This window comes from Pseudomonas baltica (genome assembly GCF_031880315.1).
Taxonomy (GTDB): domain Bacteria; phylum Pseudomonadota; class Gammaproteobacteria; order Pseudomonadales; family Pseudomonadaceae; genus Aquipseudomonas.
This window is the reverse complement of record NZ_CP134771.1, coordinates 2,771,943-2,788,360: the sequence shown is the minus strand read 5'-3', so window position 1 is coordinate 2,788,360 and position 16,418 is coordinate 2,771,943. Positions and strand designations below refer to the sequence as shown.

The window sequence follows — 16,418 nt, the reverse complement described above, 5'->3', positions numbered from 1 at the left end:
AACCTTGTGAGCCGACTCTGTGAGAGACGCCCGGAGTGGTCCCGGGCGTGCGATCCAATCAGCTGGCGACGATATTGACCAATTTACCCGGCACGACGATGACCTTGCGGATCGTCAGGCCGTCGATGAAGCGCAGTACGTTTTCGTTGCTGCGCGCCTCGGCTTCGATTTCTTCCCGGCTGGCGCTCGCGGGCATGTCGATCTGGCCGCGCAGCTTGCCGTTGACCTGGATCACCAGAGTGAGGGTGTCCTGCACCAGGGCGCTGTCATCCAGTACCGGCCAGCCAGCGTCTATCACCGGTTGGCTGTGGCCCAATTGATGCCACAGCTCATGGCTGATGTGCGGTGTGATCGGCGCCAGCAGCAGGGTGACCGTTTCCAGGCCTTCCTGTACCAGGGCGCGATCCTGAACGCTCGCGTTAGGAGCTTTCTCCAGCACGTTCATCAGCGTCATCACCTGAGCAATGGCGGTGTTGAATTTATGGTGCTGGCCGACGTCCTGGCTGGCCTGCTTGATGGCCAGGTGGATGGCACGGCGGACGGCCTTTTGCTCGTCGTTCAGCGCGGCGACGTCGAGCTTGGCTGGCAAGCCCTGGCTGACGTGAGCCTGGGCCAGGCGCCAGACGCGCTTGAGGAAGCGGTGTGAGCCTTCGACGCCAGAATCGGACCACTCGGCGCTCATGTCCGGCGGCGAGGCGAACATCATGAACAGGCGGCAGGTATCGGCGCCGTACTGATCGATCATCGATTGTGGATCGACGCCGTTGTTCTTCGACTTGGCCATCTTCTCGGTGCCGCCGATTTCCACCGGCAGGCCGTCAGCCTTGAGCTTGGCGCTGATCACCTTGGCCTTGCTGTCGCGTTCGAGTTCGACGTCGGCCGGGTTGAACCAGGTGTAGGCACCGTTGGCTTCGCGACGGTAGTAGGTGTCGGCGATCACCATGCCTTGGGTCAGCAGGTTCTTGAACGGCTCGTTGGAGTTCACCAGGCCTTCGTCACGCATCAGCTTGTGGAAGAAGCGCGCATAGAGCAGGTGCAGAATGGCGTGTTCGATACCGCCGATGTATTGATCGACCGGCAACCAGTGATCGGCTGCGGATTTTTCTACCAGGCCGCCTTCATAGTGCGGCGACGCGTAACGAGCGTAGTACCACGACGACTCCACGAAGGTGTCCATGGTGTCGGTTTCACGCTTGGCCGGTGCACCGCATTTCGGGCAGTTGCACTCGTAGAACTCAGGCATGCGCGCCAGAGGCGAACCGGCGCCGTCCGGCACCACGTCTTCGGGCAGCACGACCGGCAGCTGGTTTTCAGGCACCGGCACGTCACCGCAGGCATCGCAGTGGATGATCGGGATCGGGCAGCCCCAGTAGCGTTGGCGGCTGATGCCCCAGTCGCGCAGGCGGAACTGGGTGCGCGAGGCACCCAGATTCTTTTTGATCAGGGCAACTTCGATGGCATCGAACGCGCCTTCGAAGTCCAGGCCGTCGAACTCGCCGGAGTTGATCAGCGTGCCGTGTTCATTGTAGGCCGCCATCCACGGTGCCGGGGTCAGGTCGCCGACGCTGGTACGCACGACGGGCTTGATCGGCAGGTTGTATTTGACCGCGAATTCGAAATCGCGCTCGTCGTGAGCCGGGACAGCCATCACGGCGCCGTCGCCGTAGTGCATCAGCACGTAGTTGGCGACCCACACCGGCAGTTTTTCACCGGTCAGCGGGTGCTCGACGAACAGCGAGGTCGGCAGGCCCTTTTTCTCCTGGGTGGCGACGTCGGCTTCGGCGACGCTGCCGCTCTTGCATTCATGGATGAACGCTTGCAACTCAGGATTGTTGACCGCTGCCAGGGTGGCCAGCGGGTGCTCGGCGGCCACAGCCACATAAGTGGCGCCCATCAGGGTGTCGGGGCGCGTGGTGAAGACCTTCAACGTACCGGCTTCACCGATGCTGGCCTGGTGGTACGGGAACTGCACCTCCATGCCCTTGGACTTGCCGATCCAGTTGCGCTGCATGGTCTTGACCTGTTCAGGCCAGCCCGGCAGGTCATCGAGGCTCGACAGCAGTTCATCCGCATAGGCGGTGATCTTGAAGTAGTACATCGGGATTTCGCGTTTTTCGATCACCGCGCCGGAGCGCCAGCCGCGGCCGTCGATCACTTGCTCGTTGGCCAGGACGGTCTGGTCGACCGGGTCCCAGTTGACGGTGCCGTTCTTGCGGTAGATCACGCCTTTTTCGAACAGACGGGTGAACAGCCACTGCTCCCAACGGTAGTAATCGGGCTTGCAGGTGGTCACTTCGCGCGACCAATCCACCGCCAGGCCCAGGCTGCGCAGCTGGGTTTTCATGTAGGCGATGTTTTCGTAGGTCCATTTGGCCGGCGCGACGTTGTTCTTCATCGCGGCGTTTTCCGCTGGCATGCCGAAGGCGTCCCAGCCCATGGGCTGCAGGACGTTCTTGCCGAGCATGCGCTGGTAGCGGGAGATCACGTCGCCGATGGTGTAGTTGCGCACGTGCCCCATGTGTAGCTTGCCGCTGGGGTAAGGGAACATCGACAGGCAGTAGAAGGTCTCCTTGCCTGGCTGTTCACTGACTTCAAAGGACTTTTGCTCGTCCCAGAAGGTCTGGGCGGCGGCTTCGATTTCGCGGGGCTGATAGAGTTCGTGCATGGCTACTTTTTGCTGAGAAATGGATGACCTTATCCAGGCTGCCAAAGAGACGCAGCGGCCGGCATTGCGGTGTCGATTATATAAACGCCGTAGCATACATGACCCCCCCTTATTGAGGGAAACGCTGATTGCGCCGCGCCTTCCGTTGGTCGCGGCACGAGGCTGGTTTCGCAGGTGACGCTAAGCTTGTGACTGGGGAGTCAGTCATGTCTGCAATGAGGTGAACGGATGGTAGATTCGCATCTGAAAGCAATGGAGCCGGAGCTGTGTGAACGTCTTATCGATCGTCTAGGATTGGCGCTGGATGTGGCCCGCACCGCAGTTCGACTGCGCAACGAGGAGCCTCGGGAGTTGGAGTTGCGCGGGTTGTCCCGTGCCGAATTCGATTGGATCAACGCGTACCTGCAACTCAGCGGTACCGGGGTGCACGCCGATTGCGCGGACATCGATCCCGTGCCGGTGCAACGCACTGCCAATGTGGTTTGGCTCAAGGACAAGCGCAAGCGCAAGGCGCCACCCCGAACACGCGTTTTCTGAATGATGCGGGGCAGGGCTGATGCCGCTTTCGCGGGCAAGCCATGCCCCCACAGGTGTACGACTCAAGATCGGCTAGCAGTCTGGGAACAAAGCTTTCCCGCGAAGAGCCCGGTTCAGGCGCAGCGTCCGCCAGCTGTTGTCCAAACTTGCGCGAGCCCTTAGGCTGCCCGGCATCTTTCAGGGAGATGCCCCATGCCACTTCGTTTCATCCTCAAACAACTGCTCATGCCGCCGGGGATTCTGTTCCTGCTGTTGCTGCTTGCCTGGTGCTGGCGTCGCTCCCGGCCGCGGTTGGCCACTGGCTGCTTCGTGCTTGGCCTGGGTGGCCTGTGGCTGATGAGCCTGCCGGTGGTCACGTTGCATGTAGCCCGCTGGATGGAAAGCCAGCCGCCATTGGCACTGGATCAGTGGGCCACCCTGGCGCAGCGCGCCGACGCAATCGTTATTCTGGGGGCTGGGCGCGAGCGCGGCGATCCGGCCTGGGGCGGCGTGGATCAATCCACCGGCCTGGCGCTGGAACGCGTGCGCTTCGCCGCCCGGCTGGCCAAGGCCTCTGGCTTGCCGGTGCTGACGTCGGGTGGTTTGCACTATGGGACGCCGCCGTCAGAGGCGTGGATCATGGCGCAGTCGCTGCACGATGATTTTGGCGTCACCGCCCGCTGGCAGGAAGAAGCAAGCCGCACGACTTGGGAGAACGCTCAATTCAGTGCGCGGATGCTCAAGGCCGAGGGTATCCAGCGGGTCGTGGTGGTCACCCAGGCATGGCATATGCCGCGAGCGGTATGGAGTTTCGAGCATGCCGGGTTGACCGTGGTGGCCGGTCCGGTGGGGTTCATGGGGGTGGATCAGGACACCCCGCTGGGGGGGTGGCTGCCGGAGAGTCGAGCGTTCTGGCGCAATGCGCAGTTGCTCAACGAGGCGGTAGGGGCGGTGGGGTATCGGGTGTTCTACCGGTAGGTGAGCGGTTGCCGACTTGCCCCTTCGCCGCCGAAGGGGCCGGTATGGCAAACATAGTTGCCGTGAACTCATCCACTCAGACCGTCTTCGCCATCCGCGATGCCAACAGCGCCCAGCCAAACAGTGCCAGGCAGACGAACAGCATCGGCCAGGACCTCCAGCGCAGATACGGCGTCAGGCCCTCCATCGGCGTGACGTCGCCGTACATGATGCCTTGCTTGAACTGCGGGATCTGCTCGGTGATCTGCCCGTGCGGGTCGATCAGCGCCGTGACGCCATTGTTGGTGGCGCGGATCATCCAGCGGCCGGCTTCCAGTGCGCGCATCTGAGCCATCTGCAAGTGCTGCAGCGGGCCGATCGAGGTGCCGAACCAAGTGTCGTTGCTGATGGTGAGCAACAGATCGCTGCGCGCCGACTGGCCAGCGGCGAACTCGGGATACACCACTTCATAGCAGATGAACGTCGCGATCGAATAACCCTTGGCGCGCAGCAACGTCTGATCGCTGGCGCCTCGGGCGAAGTCAGACATGGGCAGGTCGAAGAAGCTGATCAGCCCACGCAGCAGGTCCTGCAGCGGCACGTACTCACCGAATGGCACCAGTTTTTGCTTCAGGTAGGTGCCTTCGCCCTCGCCAGTCACCGTGATGCCGTTGTAGAAGCGTCGCTCGCCATTGGATTCCTGGCGGATCGGTACCCCGGTGATCAGCGCTGAATTTCGCTCGGCGGCAACTTTGCCCATCATGGCCAGATAGCCCGTGGCCTGATCCAGCAGGATCGGCACGGCAGTCTCCGGCCAGATCACCAGGTCAGTGCGCCGGGCGGTGAACGTCATGTCGCGGTACAACGCCAGCTGCGCATTGACCTGCTCCGGGTCCCACTTCATTTCCTGCTCGATGTTGCCTTGCATGGCGGCGATGCTTAGTGGTGCACCAGCGGGTCGGGTCCAGGCATGGCTCTTGAGCGCCACACTTGCCGCCCAAGGCGCCACCAGCAACACCACGCCGGCCGCCATGAAGGCTTTGCGCTGACGCAAGCGCTGCCCTGGCAGGTTGCATAGCAATGCCGCGCTCAAGGCCAGAACGAAGGAAATCAGCCACACGCCACCCACCGGGGCCAGCCCGGCCAGCGGGCCGTCAAGCTGACTGTAGCCGGAGTACATCCACGGGAAGCCGGTCAGGAACCAACCCCGGAAGGCTTCCTGAGCCATCCACAGTGCCGCGAAGGTCAAGGCATCTGCCAGGGGGGCTTCGTTGCGCCGTAGCCAGCGCGCCCACAGCCAGGTTGGCAGGGCGAAGAACCAGGCCACTGCGGCACAGAACAACAACATCAGGAAGCCGGCCAGCAGCACCGAGGCGCCGCCGAAGTTATGGATGCTGACGTAGATCCAGCTGGTCCCGGCGCCAAAGATGCCGAAGCCGTAGCACCAGCCGCGGCCCAGCGCTTGACGCGGGGTCAGATCGCGCAAACCGAGGTACAGCATCCCCAGCGATATCAGCGCCAATGGCCAGATATCGTAGGGCGCCAGGGCCAGGGTGGTCAGGGCGCCGGCCAGCACGGCCAGCAGGTTACCGGGCCAGCCGGGGCGGGTGATCCAGCGCATCATGATCCTTAAGGGTCAAACCTGGCGAGAGAGAGGGGAGATACGCAGCAAGTGAATGCGGCGGCTGTCGGCATTGAGGATGCGGAAGCGATAGTCACCGATTTCGGTGGTCTCGTTGCGCTTGGGCAGATGGCCGAAGGCGCTCATGACCAGGCCGCCGACGGTATCGAATTCATCGTCGGAGAACTCGGTGTCGAAGAACTCGTTGAAGTTCTCGATCGGCGTCAGCGCCTTGATCAGGAAGTCACCGCTGGGCAGTGGCTTGATGTAGCTGTCTTCTTCGACATCGTGTTCGTCTTCGATATCGCCAACGATCTGCTCCAGCACGTCTTCAATGGTCACCAGGCCCGCCACGCCGCCGTATTCGTCGATGACGATGGCCATGTGGTTATGGTTGGCGCGGAACTCGCGCAGCAGCACGTTGAGGCGCTTTGACTCCGGCACGAACGTGGCCGGGCGTAGCAGATCCTTGATGTTGAAGGTGTCGCCGTTCTCCTTGAGGATCAGCGGCAGCAAGTCCTTGGCCAGTAGCACGCCGAGGACTTCGTCGTGACTTTCGCCAATGACCGGATAGCGCGAGTGGGCCGCGTCGATGACGGCCGGGAGGAATTCGCGAGGGGTCTGCGTGGCGCGGATGCTCATGACCTGCGAGCGCGGCACCATGATGTCGCGCACTTGCAGGTCGGCGACCTGGATGGCGCCTTCGACGATGGTCAGCGCTTCGCTGTCCAGCAGCTTGTTCTGGTGCGCCTCGCGCAACAGCTCGAGGAGCTCTTGGCGGTTTTTCGGCTCATGGGCAAAAGCTTGGGTGAGTTTACCCAGCCAGGACTTTTGCCCGTTGCTCGATCGGTCTTCGCTCATGGCGCTTACTCGTGTTCCTTTGTCGTTGCGTGGGTAGGGAAATCGTCTTCGTCATCGGCATAAGGGTCCGGGTGACCCAATTGTGCAAGCAACGTCCGTTCCAGTGCTTCCATCTCGTCGGCTTCTTCGTCATCGATATGATCGTAGCCGAGTAAATGCAGGCAGCCATGAATCACCAGATGAGCCCAGTGGCTATCGAGCGCCTTGCCTTGCTCTTGAGCCTCGCGTTCGACCACCTGGACACAGATGACCAGATCGCCGAGCAGCGGGATATCGAGCATGTCGTCAGGGACGTCAGCCGGGAAGGAGAGGACGTTGGTGGCGTAATCCTTATGCCGATAGGTATGGTTCAGCTCGCGTCCTTCGGCCTCGTCGACCAGGCGAATGGTCAACTCCGAGTCGCCTTTGCGCTGGCGCAGGGCCAGTTCGCACCATTGGCGAAAGTCGGCATCGCTGGGGCCGGCGCTCTGGCTGGCCCGTTGCAGGTCAATTTCAACCATGTTTGGCTTTGCCGGCCTCGACGTCGCGATTCTCGAAGCGCTCGTAGGCCTCGACGATGCGTTGCACCAGCGGGTGACGCACCACATCCTTGGGCTTGAAATGGGTGAAGCTGATGCCAGGTACGCCGTCCAGTACCTCAATGACATGCGCCAGGCCGGACTTGGTGCCCTTGGGCAGATCGACCTGGGTGACGTCACCGGTGATCACGGCCGTGGAGCCGAAACCGATACGGGTGAGGAACATTTTCATCTGCTCGACGGTGGTGTTCTGGCTCTCGTCGAGAATGATGAAGCTGTTGTTGAGCGTGCGGCCGCGCATGTAGGCCAGCGGGGCGATCTCGATGATCTGGCGCTCGATCAACTTGGTTACGTGCTCGAAGCCGAACATTTCGTACAGGGCGTCATAGAGCGGGCGCAGGTACGGATCGATCTTCTGTGCCAGGTCGCCGGGCAGGAAGCCGAGCTTTTCGCCCGCTTCTACCGCCGGACGCACCAATAGGATGCGGCGCACTTGCTCGCGCTCCAGGGCATCGACGGCGCAGGCCACGGCCAGGTAGGTCTTGCCGGTGCCCGCTGGGCCGATACCGAAGTTGATATCGTTGCCGAGGATCTCCTTCACGTAGCGCTGTTGGTTCAGCCCGCGAGGGCGGATCATGCCTTTGCGCGTACGCAAGGCCACGGCGACTTCGTTCTGGGCGGGGTTGCTCAGCTCCTGAACGGCCGACTCCTGCAAGTACAGGTGCACGGTATCGGGCGACAGCTCGCTGCCTTTGGTTTCCCGGTACAGGCGACGCAGCAGTTGCTCGGCGGAGGCGGTGGTGGAGGGCTCGCCAATGAGCTCGAACTGGTTTCCGCGGTTGCGGATCTCGATGTCGAGGCGTTGTTCGATGAGGCGCAGGTGCTCGTCGAACTGTCCGCACAGGTTGGCGAATCGGCGAGCTTCAAAGGGCTCGAGGATGAAGCGATGAGGTTCTATGGGTGCGTTCAAGGTCGTTTATGGCCGCCCGACGGCAATTTAGATGGACTCAAGGATAAACCCTGCAGCTTGTGTGCGAAAGCGGTTAATTGATGGCTCGCTGCGGCAGGGGCAAAGTGTTCTGACCGTTCATTTGCGTGATATATCCGGGCCTCTTCGCCGCCGAACGCACAAGCCCGCTCTCACACTGGATAAGGTTGTCAGTGGGAGCAAGCTTTGCGCGCGAAGCGTTCAGCGCAACGAGCCGCGCAGCGAGTGCGGTTGGGCATCGTCGATATGCACGTCGACGAATTGGCCGATCAAACGGGCATCGTCGCAGGTGAAGTTGACGATCCGGTTGTTCTCGGTACGCCCTTGCAACTGGCCTGGGTCCTTGCGTGAATAGTCCGTGACCAGAATGCGCTGGGTGCTGCCAACCATCTGTCGGCTGATCTCGAAGCCCTGCTGGTTGAGGCGCTGTTGCAGTGCGTTGAGGCGCTGCTTTTTCACCTCTTCCGGGGTGTCGTCGGCAAGGTCGGCGGCCGGGGTGCCCGGGCGCTGGCTGTAGACGAACGAGTAGGAAAAATCGAAGCCGACATCCGCTACCAGCTTCATGGTCTGTTCGAAGTCTTTTTCGGTTTCGCCAGGGAAGCCGATGATGAAGTCCGAGCTGATGCAGATATCCGGTACCGCCGCGCGCAGCTTGCGAATCCGTGACTTGTACTCCAGCGCCGTGTGGTTGCGCTTCATGGCCGCCAGGATGCGGTCCGAGCCCGATTGCACTGGTAGATGCAGGTGCTTGACCAGTTGCGGGACTTCAGCGTGGGCCAGTATCAGGCTGTCGGAGAACTCCAGCGGGTGCGAAGTGGTGTAGCGGATGCGCTCGATACCCTCGATGGTGGCCACGGTGCGGATCAGCTCGGCGAGGTCGGCCAGGCGGCCATCGTGGGTCAGCCCGCGATAACCGTTGACGTTCTGCCCCAGCATCGTCACTTCACGCACGCCGTTGTCGGCCAGGTGGATGATTTCACCCAGCACGTCGTCGAACGGCCGGCTGACTTCTTCGCCGCGGGTATAGGGCACCACGCAGAAGGTGCAGTACTTGCTGCAGCCTTCCATGATCGATACATAGGCGGTGGGGCCATCGATGCGCGGTTCGGGCAGGTGGTCGAATTTTTCGATCTCGGGGAACGAGATGTCCACCTGTGGCAGCTTGGTGGTGCGCACGGCGTTGATCATTTCTGGCAGCCGGTGCAGCGTCTGCGGGCCGAATACTACGTCGACGTAGGGCGCGCGGTCGCGGATGGCCTGGCCTTCCTGGCTGGCGACGCAGCCACCGACGGCGATCACCATGTCGGGTTTTTCCAGTTTCAGTTCGCGCCAGCGGCCCAGTTGCGAGAACACGCGGTCCTGCGCCCGCTCGCGGATCGAGCAGGTGTTGAGCAGGATCACATCGGCGTCTTCAGCGCGGGCAGTGACTTCCAGGCCTTGATGTTCACCCAGCAGATCGACCATGCGCGAGCTGTCGTACTCGTTCATCTGGCAACCGTGGGTTTCGATATAAAGCTTCTTGGCCATGCTGGATCATCTGGTCATTCAAAGAACCGCGCATTATAGGGGTGTGGTCGCGCACTTGATAGGGGGCGGCAGTGCTATCGGGGATTGCCTGCCGGGCGGCTGTGCTATAGTTTGCGCCCTCTTTCCAGTCCTCATGCCGTTACCTGCCCACGATGACCAAACGCGAAGCTCCAATCTACAAAGTGATTTTCCTCAACCAGGGCCAAGTATTCGAGATGTATGCCAAGCAGATCTATCAAAGCGATCTGTGGGGCTTTCTCGAGGTCGAGGAGTTCGTGTTCGGCGAGCGCAGCCAACTGGTCGTCGACCCTAGCGAAGAGAAGCTCAAGGCGCAGTTCGAAGGGGTGGTGCGCAGTTTCGTGCCGATGCATTCGATCGTGCGCATCGACGAAGTCGAGCGACTGGGTACGCCGAAAATCAGTGAGGCGCGCGGCGTCAGCAATGTCATGCCGTTCCCGATGCCCATGCCTGAAAAGTAAATCCTGATAGCCTCTCGCAACGCCCACGGGGTAGAAACGCTATCCCTGTTGGCGCCGGCTCTGCCCGCGAAGCTCTCAGGGCAGCGGTGCGAACGGCGTACGCCCGTCAGCCGTTTGCAGCTCCAGCAGGTATTTGCGGAAGATCTGCCCCAGCACCTGAGTGGCCACTTCGAGTTCTTCGCGCTTCATTTGCGCCGACACCTGATCAGCGGTATCCAGCGCATCTTCCTGGCCATTGACGGCCGCCATCTTCAGCACGATATAGGCCTGAACGTTATTGGCCGGCACGCCTTCGCCGCGGAAGAACATGATCCCCAGATGATATTGCGCGTCGGCATGGCCCTGCAGCGAGGCCTGCTCGAAGTAGTTGAGCGCTTGGGTCAGGTCGCGCGGGCCATTTTTGCCGTCGTAATAGAACTCGCCCAGCTCATATTGCGCCTGCGCGTCTCCGGACTTCGCCGCTTGCTGACACGCGGAGAGCGCCTGCGGTAGGTTCTCGGGCTGAGTATTGAGGGTGCACCGGCCCGTCGCTGGTATCAGCAACGAGTTTCCCCCTGCCTGCGCCAGCAGGGGTTGAAGGAGCAACAGGCAGCCCAAAGCAAGGGCGCGGCCGGTGCGGTTCATGGGGATCGACTTACCTCTGCAAGGATGCGGGCTAGCCCGTCCTGTAAATACTGTAGGTACATTATGAAATAAGCCGGGGCCTGGTTACAAAGTCTTTGCGGTTTTTTCTGAAATGAAGCCCGCTCCCACAGGTGTTTCAAAGTCAGTCGTTGAGCTTGGCGAAGGCTCGCTCGGCAGCATCGAGGGTGATTTTCAGCTCGGCATCACCATGGGCGATCGACGTGAAGCCGGCCTCGAACGCGCTCGGCGCCAGGTACACACCGCCCTCGAGCATCAAGTGGAAAAAGCGCTTGAAGCGCTCGGCATCGCTGGCCATCACGTCGTCGAAGGTGACGATGTCGTCGGCACCGCTGAAGTACAGGCCGAACATGCCGCCCGCCTGGGTGGTCACGAACGGGATGCCAGCGGCGTCGGCACGTTGCTGCAGGCCATCGAGCATGCGCGTAGTGTAGTCGCTCAATTCAGCGTGAAAGCCCGGGCGGCTGATCAGTTCGAGAGTCTTCAAGCCGGCGGCCATCGCCAGCGGGTTACCCGACAGCGTCCCTGCCTGGTAGACCGGGCCCAGCGGCGCGATATGCGACATGATCTCGCGCTTGCCGCCAAAGCAGCCTACTGGCATGCCGCCTCCGATGATCTTGCCAAAAGTGCTCAGGTCCGGTGTCACGTTGTAATAAGCCTGAGCGCCGCCCAGGGCGACACGGAAACCAGTCATCACTTCATCGAAAATCAACACCACGCCGTGCTGGTCGCACAGGCGGCGCAGGCCCTCCAGGTAGCCCGGCGCAGGCGGCACGCAGTTCATGTTGCCGGCCACCGGCTCGACGATGATGCAGGCGACTTCTTCGCCGACTTCGCCCAGCATCTGCTCGAGGGCGCCGAGGTCGTTGAAGGGCAGGGTCAGGGTATGTTTGGCGAATGCCGCAGGCACGCCGGGCGAACTCGGCACGCCCAGGGTCAAAGCTCCCGAGCCCGCCTTGACCAACAGGCTGTCGGAGTGACCGTGGTAGCAGCCCTCGAACTTGATGATGCTGTCGCGGCCAGTAAAACCACGGGCCAGGCGGATCGCGCTCATGGTGGCTTCGGTGCCGGAGCTGACCATGCGCACCATTTCCATCGACGGCACGATGGCACAGACACGCTCGGCCATCAGCGTCTCCAGCTCGGTCGGGGCGCCGTAGGACAGGCCGTGTTCGAGCTGGCGGCGGACGGCGTCGAGGACATCCGGGTGGCTGTGGCCGAGGATCATCGGCCCCCACGAGCCGACGTAGTCGACATAACGCTTGTCGTCCTCGTCAGTCACATAGGCGCCTGCTGCATGCTTGAAAAACAGCGGCGTGCCGCCGACGCTCTTGAATGCACGGACCGGCGAGTTGACGCCACCGGGGATGTGTTTCTGGGCATTGGCGAACAGCGATTCGGAGCGGGACATGGCAATAACTCTCAGTAGACAGGTGGCTGATGGGCGCGAGGCCGTCAGGCAGACTTGTACAATTCATTGAAGGCGCGGGCGCGGCGGGTGACTTCAGCCGTTGTATCGACGCCGAACAGGTCGCTGATCACCGCCAGCAGGCTGGCACCGTTTTCCACCAGCTGCGGGGCGTTGGCGAGGGTGATGCCGCCGATCACGCAGATCGGCAGCTTCAGCTCGGCCCTGGCCTGGGCCAGTACGTCGAGGGGCACGACTTGGGCTTCCGGCTTGGTCGATGAGGCAAAAAATGCCCCGAAGGCCACGTAGCTCGCGCCTTCACGCGCGGCCTGGCGAGCCATCTCGAGGCTGCCGTGGCAGGTCGAACCGATGATCGACTGCGGGCGCAGCAGTGCACGGGCAGGTGTCAGCGGGCCGTCGGTCTGGCCCAGATGCACGCCGACGCCAAGACGCGCTGCCAGTTCGGCGTCGTCGTTGATGATCAGGCGGGTCTTGTAGGGCTCGCACAGCTTGAGCAGGGTCTCGGCCTCGCGCAGACGGCGGGCCTCATCCGTGCTTTTGTCGCGGTACTGCAGCAGCGTGACGCCGCCATCGAGCGCGGCCGTCACGTACTTGATGAATTTACCAGCCAGCAACTGGCCGTCGGTAATGGCATACAGGCCACGTAGTTTCATGCAGCAAGCCTCTTGCGTCGCGATCCGATCGGGGTAGGGTCCAGCGGCGCTGGACTCAGGGCGGGGAGCACCGGTGGGTGCTCCGATCAGGAACAGAAGTCTAAAGGCAGCCGGCGCGGCACGAACTGGCCTTTGCCCAGCTGTTCGGCATCGCGCAGCGTGCGCCAAGTATAGTCGAGCGCCGTTTTGACCGCGCTGCCCAGTTGCTCGCCCAATGCCAGGCGGCCGGCCAGGGCACTGGCCAAGGTGCAGCCCGAGCCGTGATAGCTGCCGGGCAGGCGCTCGCAGGTGTAGGTCTGGCAGCTGCCATCGCGGCTGTACAAACGGTTATGGATCTGTTGCTCGTCGCCATGGCCGCCGGTGATCAACAGATGCCGCACATAGGGCAGCAGTTTATCGGCGCACTCGTCGGCGCTGCCTTGCGGCAATTCCGCGAGGATGCGCGCTTCGGGCAGATTGGGCGTCGCGATGGTCGCGAGTGGCAACAGCCGTTCGCGCATGGCGTATCCGACCTCATCCTTGCCCAGCCGACCGCCGCCACCGGCGCGCAGCACAGGGTCGCAGACCATCGGCAGATGCGCATTGGCCAGCAGCAGCTCGACCACCGTGTCGACCATCTCCAGCGAGCCGAGCATGCCCAGCTTGACGGCTGCCACCGTGGAATCGTTGAGCACGGCGTTGGCCTGGGCCAGCACCCACTCGCGATCAAGCACGCGAAAATCGCTGACATTGACGGTGTCCTGCACCGTCAGCGCAGTTACAGCGGGCGCTGCGTGACAGCCCTGGGCGATGAGCGCTTCGATATCGGCCTGCAGACCGGCGCCACCACTGGGATCGTGGCCGGAGAGGCAAAGAACTACGGGGCGTGAGCTATAAATATTCATGGTGGGCGAGCTTATCACGAGCGGGGGTCGATGGAGGAGGGTGCGCGCTTGATGGCATATAGCCAGTTACTTCGTCGGAAAGTCTATGTGGCGACTCGTGTATTATCGGCTGAAAGGTCCGGAATAGAGCCTTGGAATCGATATTTTCATTCGCGTCCTACACAACCTTATAGCTATGCTAGGATGCAGCCATATTGAATAACAGGCACTGCGGGTGACGTCGTCTCAAAGGGAATGGGGGCTTCCCGACGTACCTGACAGGCTTCCCCGGGGCTGTATGCGCTATTTGCTGATATTACTTTTTACCTGGCTGCCCATGCTGGCCAGCGCCGTCGATTTCGACGAGTCCACTCGTAGCCTGCCCCTGGGGCGCACGATGCAGGTCCTCGAGGACAGCAGTGGCGAGGCGACCATCGATGAGGTTAGTGCGCCTGAAGCCCAGGCGCGATTTCATCGCAACACGGATGAGGTCCTCAACGCCGGCTATTCCAAGTCGGCATTCTGGATCCGCCTCGATCTGCGCTATGCGCCCCGGCAAAGCGGGGTAGCGCGCAACTGGCTGCTTGAACTGGCCTATCCGCCGATGGACCACGTCGAGCTCTATCAGGCCGATGCCGACGGGCACTTTTATCGTTCGCAAGTCACCGGCGACACCTTGCCCTACTCGAACCGGGTGATCCGCCAGAACAACTTCGTGTTCGACATCCCCTTTGTGCCGCAACAGGCGCAGACCCTCTACCTGCGCGTGCAGAGCGAAGGCTCTGTGCAGGTACCGCTGACCCTGTGGTCAAGCAACGCCTACCTCGAGGCCCAGCCCGAGCGCCTTTACGTATTGGGGATGATCTACGGCGTGTTACTGGGGATGCTGGTCTACAACCTGTTCATCTACCTCAGCGTGCGTGACACCAGCTACCTCTATTACATCCTCTACATCGCCTCGTTCGGCCTTTATCAGGTGTCGGTCAATGGTGCCGGCGTCGAGTTCCTGTGGCCCGAGAATCCTTGGTGGGCCAACGCCGCGACCCCGTTGCTGATTGGCGCTGCGGCGTTTTTCGGCTGCCAGTTCTCGCGCAGCTTTTTGCAGACCCGCGAGCACAGCCGCGTCTTCGATTGGCTGCTCAAGGGGCTGATGGTCTACGGTCTCGTAGTGATGGTGATGTCGCTGGGTGCCAGTTATGGTCTGGCGCTGCGCCTGGCCACATTGCTCGCGCTGCTGTTCACCGTGGTGATCTTCAGCGCTGGGGTCAAGGCCTGGTGGCGGGGGCAGCGCCAGGCGCGCTATTTCATGATCGCCTGGACCGCCTTCCTCGCCGGCGGCGTGGTCAACACCTTGATGGTGCTGGGCTATCTGCCCAATATATTCATCACCATGTACTCCAGCCAACTGGGCTCGGCACTGGAGGTCGGGCTGCTATCGCTGGCCCTTGCCGACCGCATCAATGCCATGCGCGAAGAGCAGTCGCGGATTCTGGTGGAGGCTGGGCACAAGCTCGAGCTGCTCAACCAGCAGCTGTCCAACAGCAACCGCCTGAAGGACGAGTTCCTGGCCACCGTCACCCACGAACTGCGCACCCCCATGAACGGCGTGATCGGCTCGCTGGAGCTGATGCAGACGGTGCCGATGAATATCGAGCTCGAGCAGTATCAGCAGACTGCCGCCACCTCGGCACGCGACATGATGCGCATGGTCGACGACATCCTTATCCTCACCGAGCTGCAGGCCGGCAAGCTCTACCCCCGTCACGAGCCGTTCCGCCTGCAGGGGCTGCTGGATGGCGTGCATTTGCAATTCGCCCGCCAGGCTCACAACAAGGGCCTGGCCTTCGCCCTGGATATCCTCAGCATCCTGCCCGACAAGCTGGTAGGCGACTCGCGCAAGCTGGCGCTGTGCCTGAGCTGTCTGCTCGACAATGCCGTGAAGTTCACCCGCCAGGGCGTAGTGCGTCTGCAGGTGCTGGGCGAGGTCGATGACGAGAACAACCTGGCGCTGACCTTCAAGATCATCGACACCGGTATCGGCTTCAGCTATCTGGACGAAGACACCCTCTACCAGCGCTTCTATCAAGTCGACAGCTCCATGACCCGCGAGTACGGCGGCCTGGGGATTGGCCTGGCGATCTGCCGACAACTGGCGGAGTTGATTGGTGGTCAGTTGCACCATCAATCGGAACCCGGGCGGGGCAGCTGTTTCACCCTGACCGTCAAGCTGGCGGTGGTCGAACCGCTGCCGATGCATACGACCATCTCGCGCAAGCTGCCCGAAAGCACGCGGCGCTCGGCGCACGATTGCACGCTGTTGCTGATCGATGACAACAGCGTCAACCAGCTAGTGTTGCGCGGAATGCTGCTCAAGCTCGGCTATCGGGTGCGCACTGCCGACTGTGCCAACGCGGCCATCGAGCAGATGCAGAGCGAGAACTTCGATGCGGTGTTGCTCGATTGTCACTCACCCATGACCGATGGCGCGGTCGTCTGCGCGCGCTTGCGTGAAGTGCCGCGCACCAAGGACATCCCCGTGCTGGGGATCGTCGCCAGCCTCGAACGCAGTGACCGCGACCGTTACCTGGCGGCCGGAATGACCGAATGCATGCATCGGCCGGTGCGTTTCGAAGAGCTGCAAAGCCTGCTGCACAGCTGGCTGTTGGCACATAAACAAAGCGAGCAGGTCGGCGGTTAGG

At 61.9% G+C, this 16,418-nt stretch carries 14 protein-coding genes; 4 read left to right on the top strand and 10 right to left on the bottom strand.

Going from position 1 to position 16,418, the window contains the following annotated elements; all coding sequences use genetic code 11:
• Positions 1–58 precede the first annotated feature (58 nt).
• Positions 59–2,665 (bottom strand): leucine--tRNA ligase, encoded by a 2,607-nt coding sequence (leuS, locus tag REH34_RS12325; protein ID WP_311971784.1) that lies wholly within the window; start codon positions 2,663–2,665, stop codon positions 59–61.
• Between the two features lie 228 nt (positions 2,666–2,893).
• On the opposite strand from leuS, the gene REH34_RS12320 reads away from it, so the two are divergent.
• Together REH34_RS12320 and REH34_RS12315 are read left to right on the top strand one after the other, a co-directional pair.
• A complete protein-coding gene (locus tag REH34_RS12320; RefSeq protein WP_226506315.1) occupies positions 2,894–3,202 on the top strand; it encodes a hypothetical protein in 309 nt (102 codons plus the stop codon).
• Positions 3,203–3,394: 192 nt separating this feature from the next.
• On the top strand, positions 3,395–4,159 hold the full coding sequence (locus tag REH34_RS12315; RefSeq protein ID WP_226506316.1) for a YdcF family protein: 765 nt from the start codon (positions 3,395–3,397) through the stop codon (positions 4,157–4,159).
• A gap of 76 nt (positions 4,160–4,235) precedes the next feature.
• Here the strand turns inward: REH34_RS12315 and lnt are convergent, their stop codons facing one another.
• From lnt to miaB, 5 genes are all read right to left on the bottom strand, one after another.
• Positions 4,236–5,759: an apolipoprotein N-acyltransferase gene (gene lnt / locus REH34_RS12310; RefSeq protein WP_311971783.1), complete on the bottom strand. Its 1,524-nt coding sequence runs from the start codon at positions 5,757–5,759 to the stop codon at positions 4,236–4,238.
• Between the two features lie 15 nt (positions 5,760–5,774).
• Complete coding sequence (locus REH34_RS12305; RefSeq protein WP_226506318.1) at positions 5,775–6,620, bottom strand: HlyC/CorC family transporter; 846 nt, start codon at positions 6,618–6,620, stop codon at positions 5,775–5,777.
• 5 nt (positions 6,621–6,625) lie between these two features.
• The gene (ybeY, locus tag REH34_RS12300) at positions 6,626–7,120 is read right to left on the bottom strand and encodes an rRNA maturation RNase YbeY (protein ID WP_311971782.1); all 495 of its coding nucleotides are present in this window, start codon (positions 7,118–7,120) and stop codon (positions 6,626–6,628) included.
• Positions 7,113–8,108 (bottom strand): PhoH family protein, encoded by a 996-nt coding sequence (locus REH34_RS12295; RefSeq protein WP_226506320.1) that lies wholly within the window; start codon positions 8,106–8,108, stop codon positions 7,113–7,115. The genes ybeY and REH34_RS12295 overlap by 8 nt, the downstream gene beginning before the upstream one ends.
• Before the next feature lie 219 nt (positions 8,109–8,327).
• Positions 8,328–9,653, bottom strand: a complete 1,326-nt coding sequence (gene miaB, locus REH34_RS12290) for a tRNA (N6-isopentenyl adenosine(37)-C2)-methylthiotransferase MiaB (RefSeq protein WP_226506321.1) — start codon at positions 9,651–9,653, stop codon at positions 8,328–8,330.
• A 152-nt stretch (positions 9,654–9,805) separates the two neighbouring features.
• Here miaB and REH34_RS12285 point away from each other — a divergent pair, with 152 nt between their 5' ends.
• Positions 9,806–10,132, top strand: a complete 327-nt coding sequence (locus tag REH34_RS12285) for a DUF1820 family protein (protein WP_226506322.1) — start codon at positions 9,806–9,808, stop codon at positions 10,130–10,132.
• Positions 10,133–10,207: 75 nt separating this feature from the next.
• Here the strand turns inward: REH34_RS12285 and REH34_RS12280 are convergent, their stop codons facing one another.
• The 4 genes from REH34_RS12280 to REH34_RS12265 form a co-directional block, all read right to left on the bottom strand.
• Positions 10,208–10,756: a tetratricopeptide repeat protein gene (locus tag REH34_RS12280; RefSeq protein WP_226506323.1), complete on the bottom strand. Its 549-nt coding sequence runs from the start codon at positions 10,754–10,756 to the stop codon at positions 10,208–10,210.
• A gap of 142 nt (positions 10,757–10,898) precedes the next feature.
• Positions 10,899–12,185 carry a glutamate-1-semialdehyde 2,1-aminomutase gene (gene hemL / locus REH34_RS12275; protein ID WP_226506324.1) on the bottom strand — a complete coding sequence of 429 codons (1,287 nt, stop codon included), beginning with the start codon at positions 12,183–12,185 and terminating at the stop codon, positions 10,899–10,901.
• Between the two features lie 44 nt (positions 12,186–12,229).
• Complete coding sequence (gene thiE / locus REH34_RS12270) at positions 12,230–12,856, bottom strand: thiamine phosphate synthase (RefSeq protein ID WP_226506325.1); 627 nt, start codon at positions 12,854–12,856, stop codon at positions 12,230–12,232.
• 86 nt (positions 12,857–12,942) lie between these two features.
• Positions 12,943–13,740: a hydroxymethylpyrimidine/phosphomethylpyrimidine kinase gene (locus REH34_RS12265; RefSeq protein ID WP_226506326.1), complete on the bottom strand. Its 798-nt coding sequence runs from the start codon at positions 13,738–13,740 to the stop codon at positions 12,943–12,945.
• 277 nt (positions 13,741–14,017) lie between these two features.
• Between REH34_RS12265 and REH34_RS12260 the strand changes: the two genes are divergently transcribed.
• Entirely contained in the window at positions 14,018–16,417 is a 2,400-nt protein-coding gene (locus tag REH34_RS12260; protein WP_311971781.1) for a 7TM diverse intracellular signaling domain-containing protein, read from the top strand.
• Position 16,418 lies beyond the last annotated feature (1 nt).

What these genes read in the sequence shown, in the direction of transcription:
- lnt (WP_311971783.1), bottom strand. Translation starts at nt 5,759, where the DNA reads ATGCGCTGGATCACCCGCCCCGGCTGGCCCGGTAACCTGCTGGCCGTG.
- REH34_RS12260 (WP_311971781.1), top strand. Translation starts at nt 14,018, where the DNA reads ATGCGCTATTTGCTGATATTACTTTTTACCTGGCTGCCCATGCTGGCC.
- REH34_RS12285 (WP_226506322.1), top strand. Translation starts at nt 9,806, where the DNA reads ATGACCAAACGCGAAGCTCCAATCTACAAAGTGATTTTCCTCAACCAG.
- hemL (WP_226506324.1), bottom strand. Translation starts at nt 12,185, where the DNA reads ATGTCCCGCTCCGAATCGCTGTTCGCCAATGCCCAGAAACACATCCCC.
- leuS (WP_311971784.1), bottom strand. Translation starts at nt 2,665, where the DNA reads ATGCACGAACTCTATCAGCCCCGCGAAATCGAAGCCGCCGCCCAGACC.
- thiE (WP_226506325.1), bottom strand. Translation starts at nt 12,856, where the DNA reads ATGAAACTACGTGGCCTGTATGCCATTACCGACGGCCAGTTGCTGGCT.
- ybeY (WP_311971782.1), bottom strand. Translation starts at nt 7,120, where the DNA reads ATGGTTGAAATTGACCTGCAACGGGCCAGCCAGAGCGCCGGCCCCAGC.
- miaB (WP_226506321.1), bottom strand. Translation starts at nt 9,653, where the DNA reads ATGGCCAAGAAGCTTTATATCGAAACCCACGGTTGCCAGATGAACGAG.
- REH34_RS12305 (WP_226506318.1), bottom strand. Translation starts at nt 6,620, where the DNA reads ATGAGCGAAGACCGATCGAGCAACGGGCAAAAGTCCTGGCTGGGTAAA.
- REH34_RS12315 (WP_226506316.1), top strand. Translation starts at nt 3,395, where the DNA reads ATGCCACTTCGTTTCATCCTCAAACAACTGCTCATGCCGCCGGGGATT.
- REH34_RS12265 (WP_226506326.1), bottom strand. Translation starts at nt 13,740, where the DNA reads ATGAATATTTATAGCTCACGCCCCGTAGTTCTTTGCCTCTCCGGCCAC.
- REH34_RS12280 (WP_226506323.1), bottom strand. Translation starts at nt 10,756, where the DNA reads ATGAACCGCACCGGCCGCGCCCTTGCTTTGGGCTGCCTGTTGCTCCTT.
- REH34_RS12320 (WP_226506315.1), top strand. Translation starts at nt 2,894, where the DNA reads ATGGTAGATTCGCATCTGAAAGCAATGGAGCCGGAGCTGTGTGAACGT.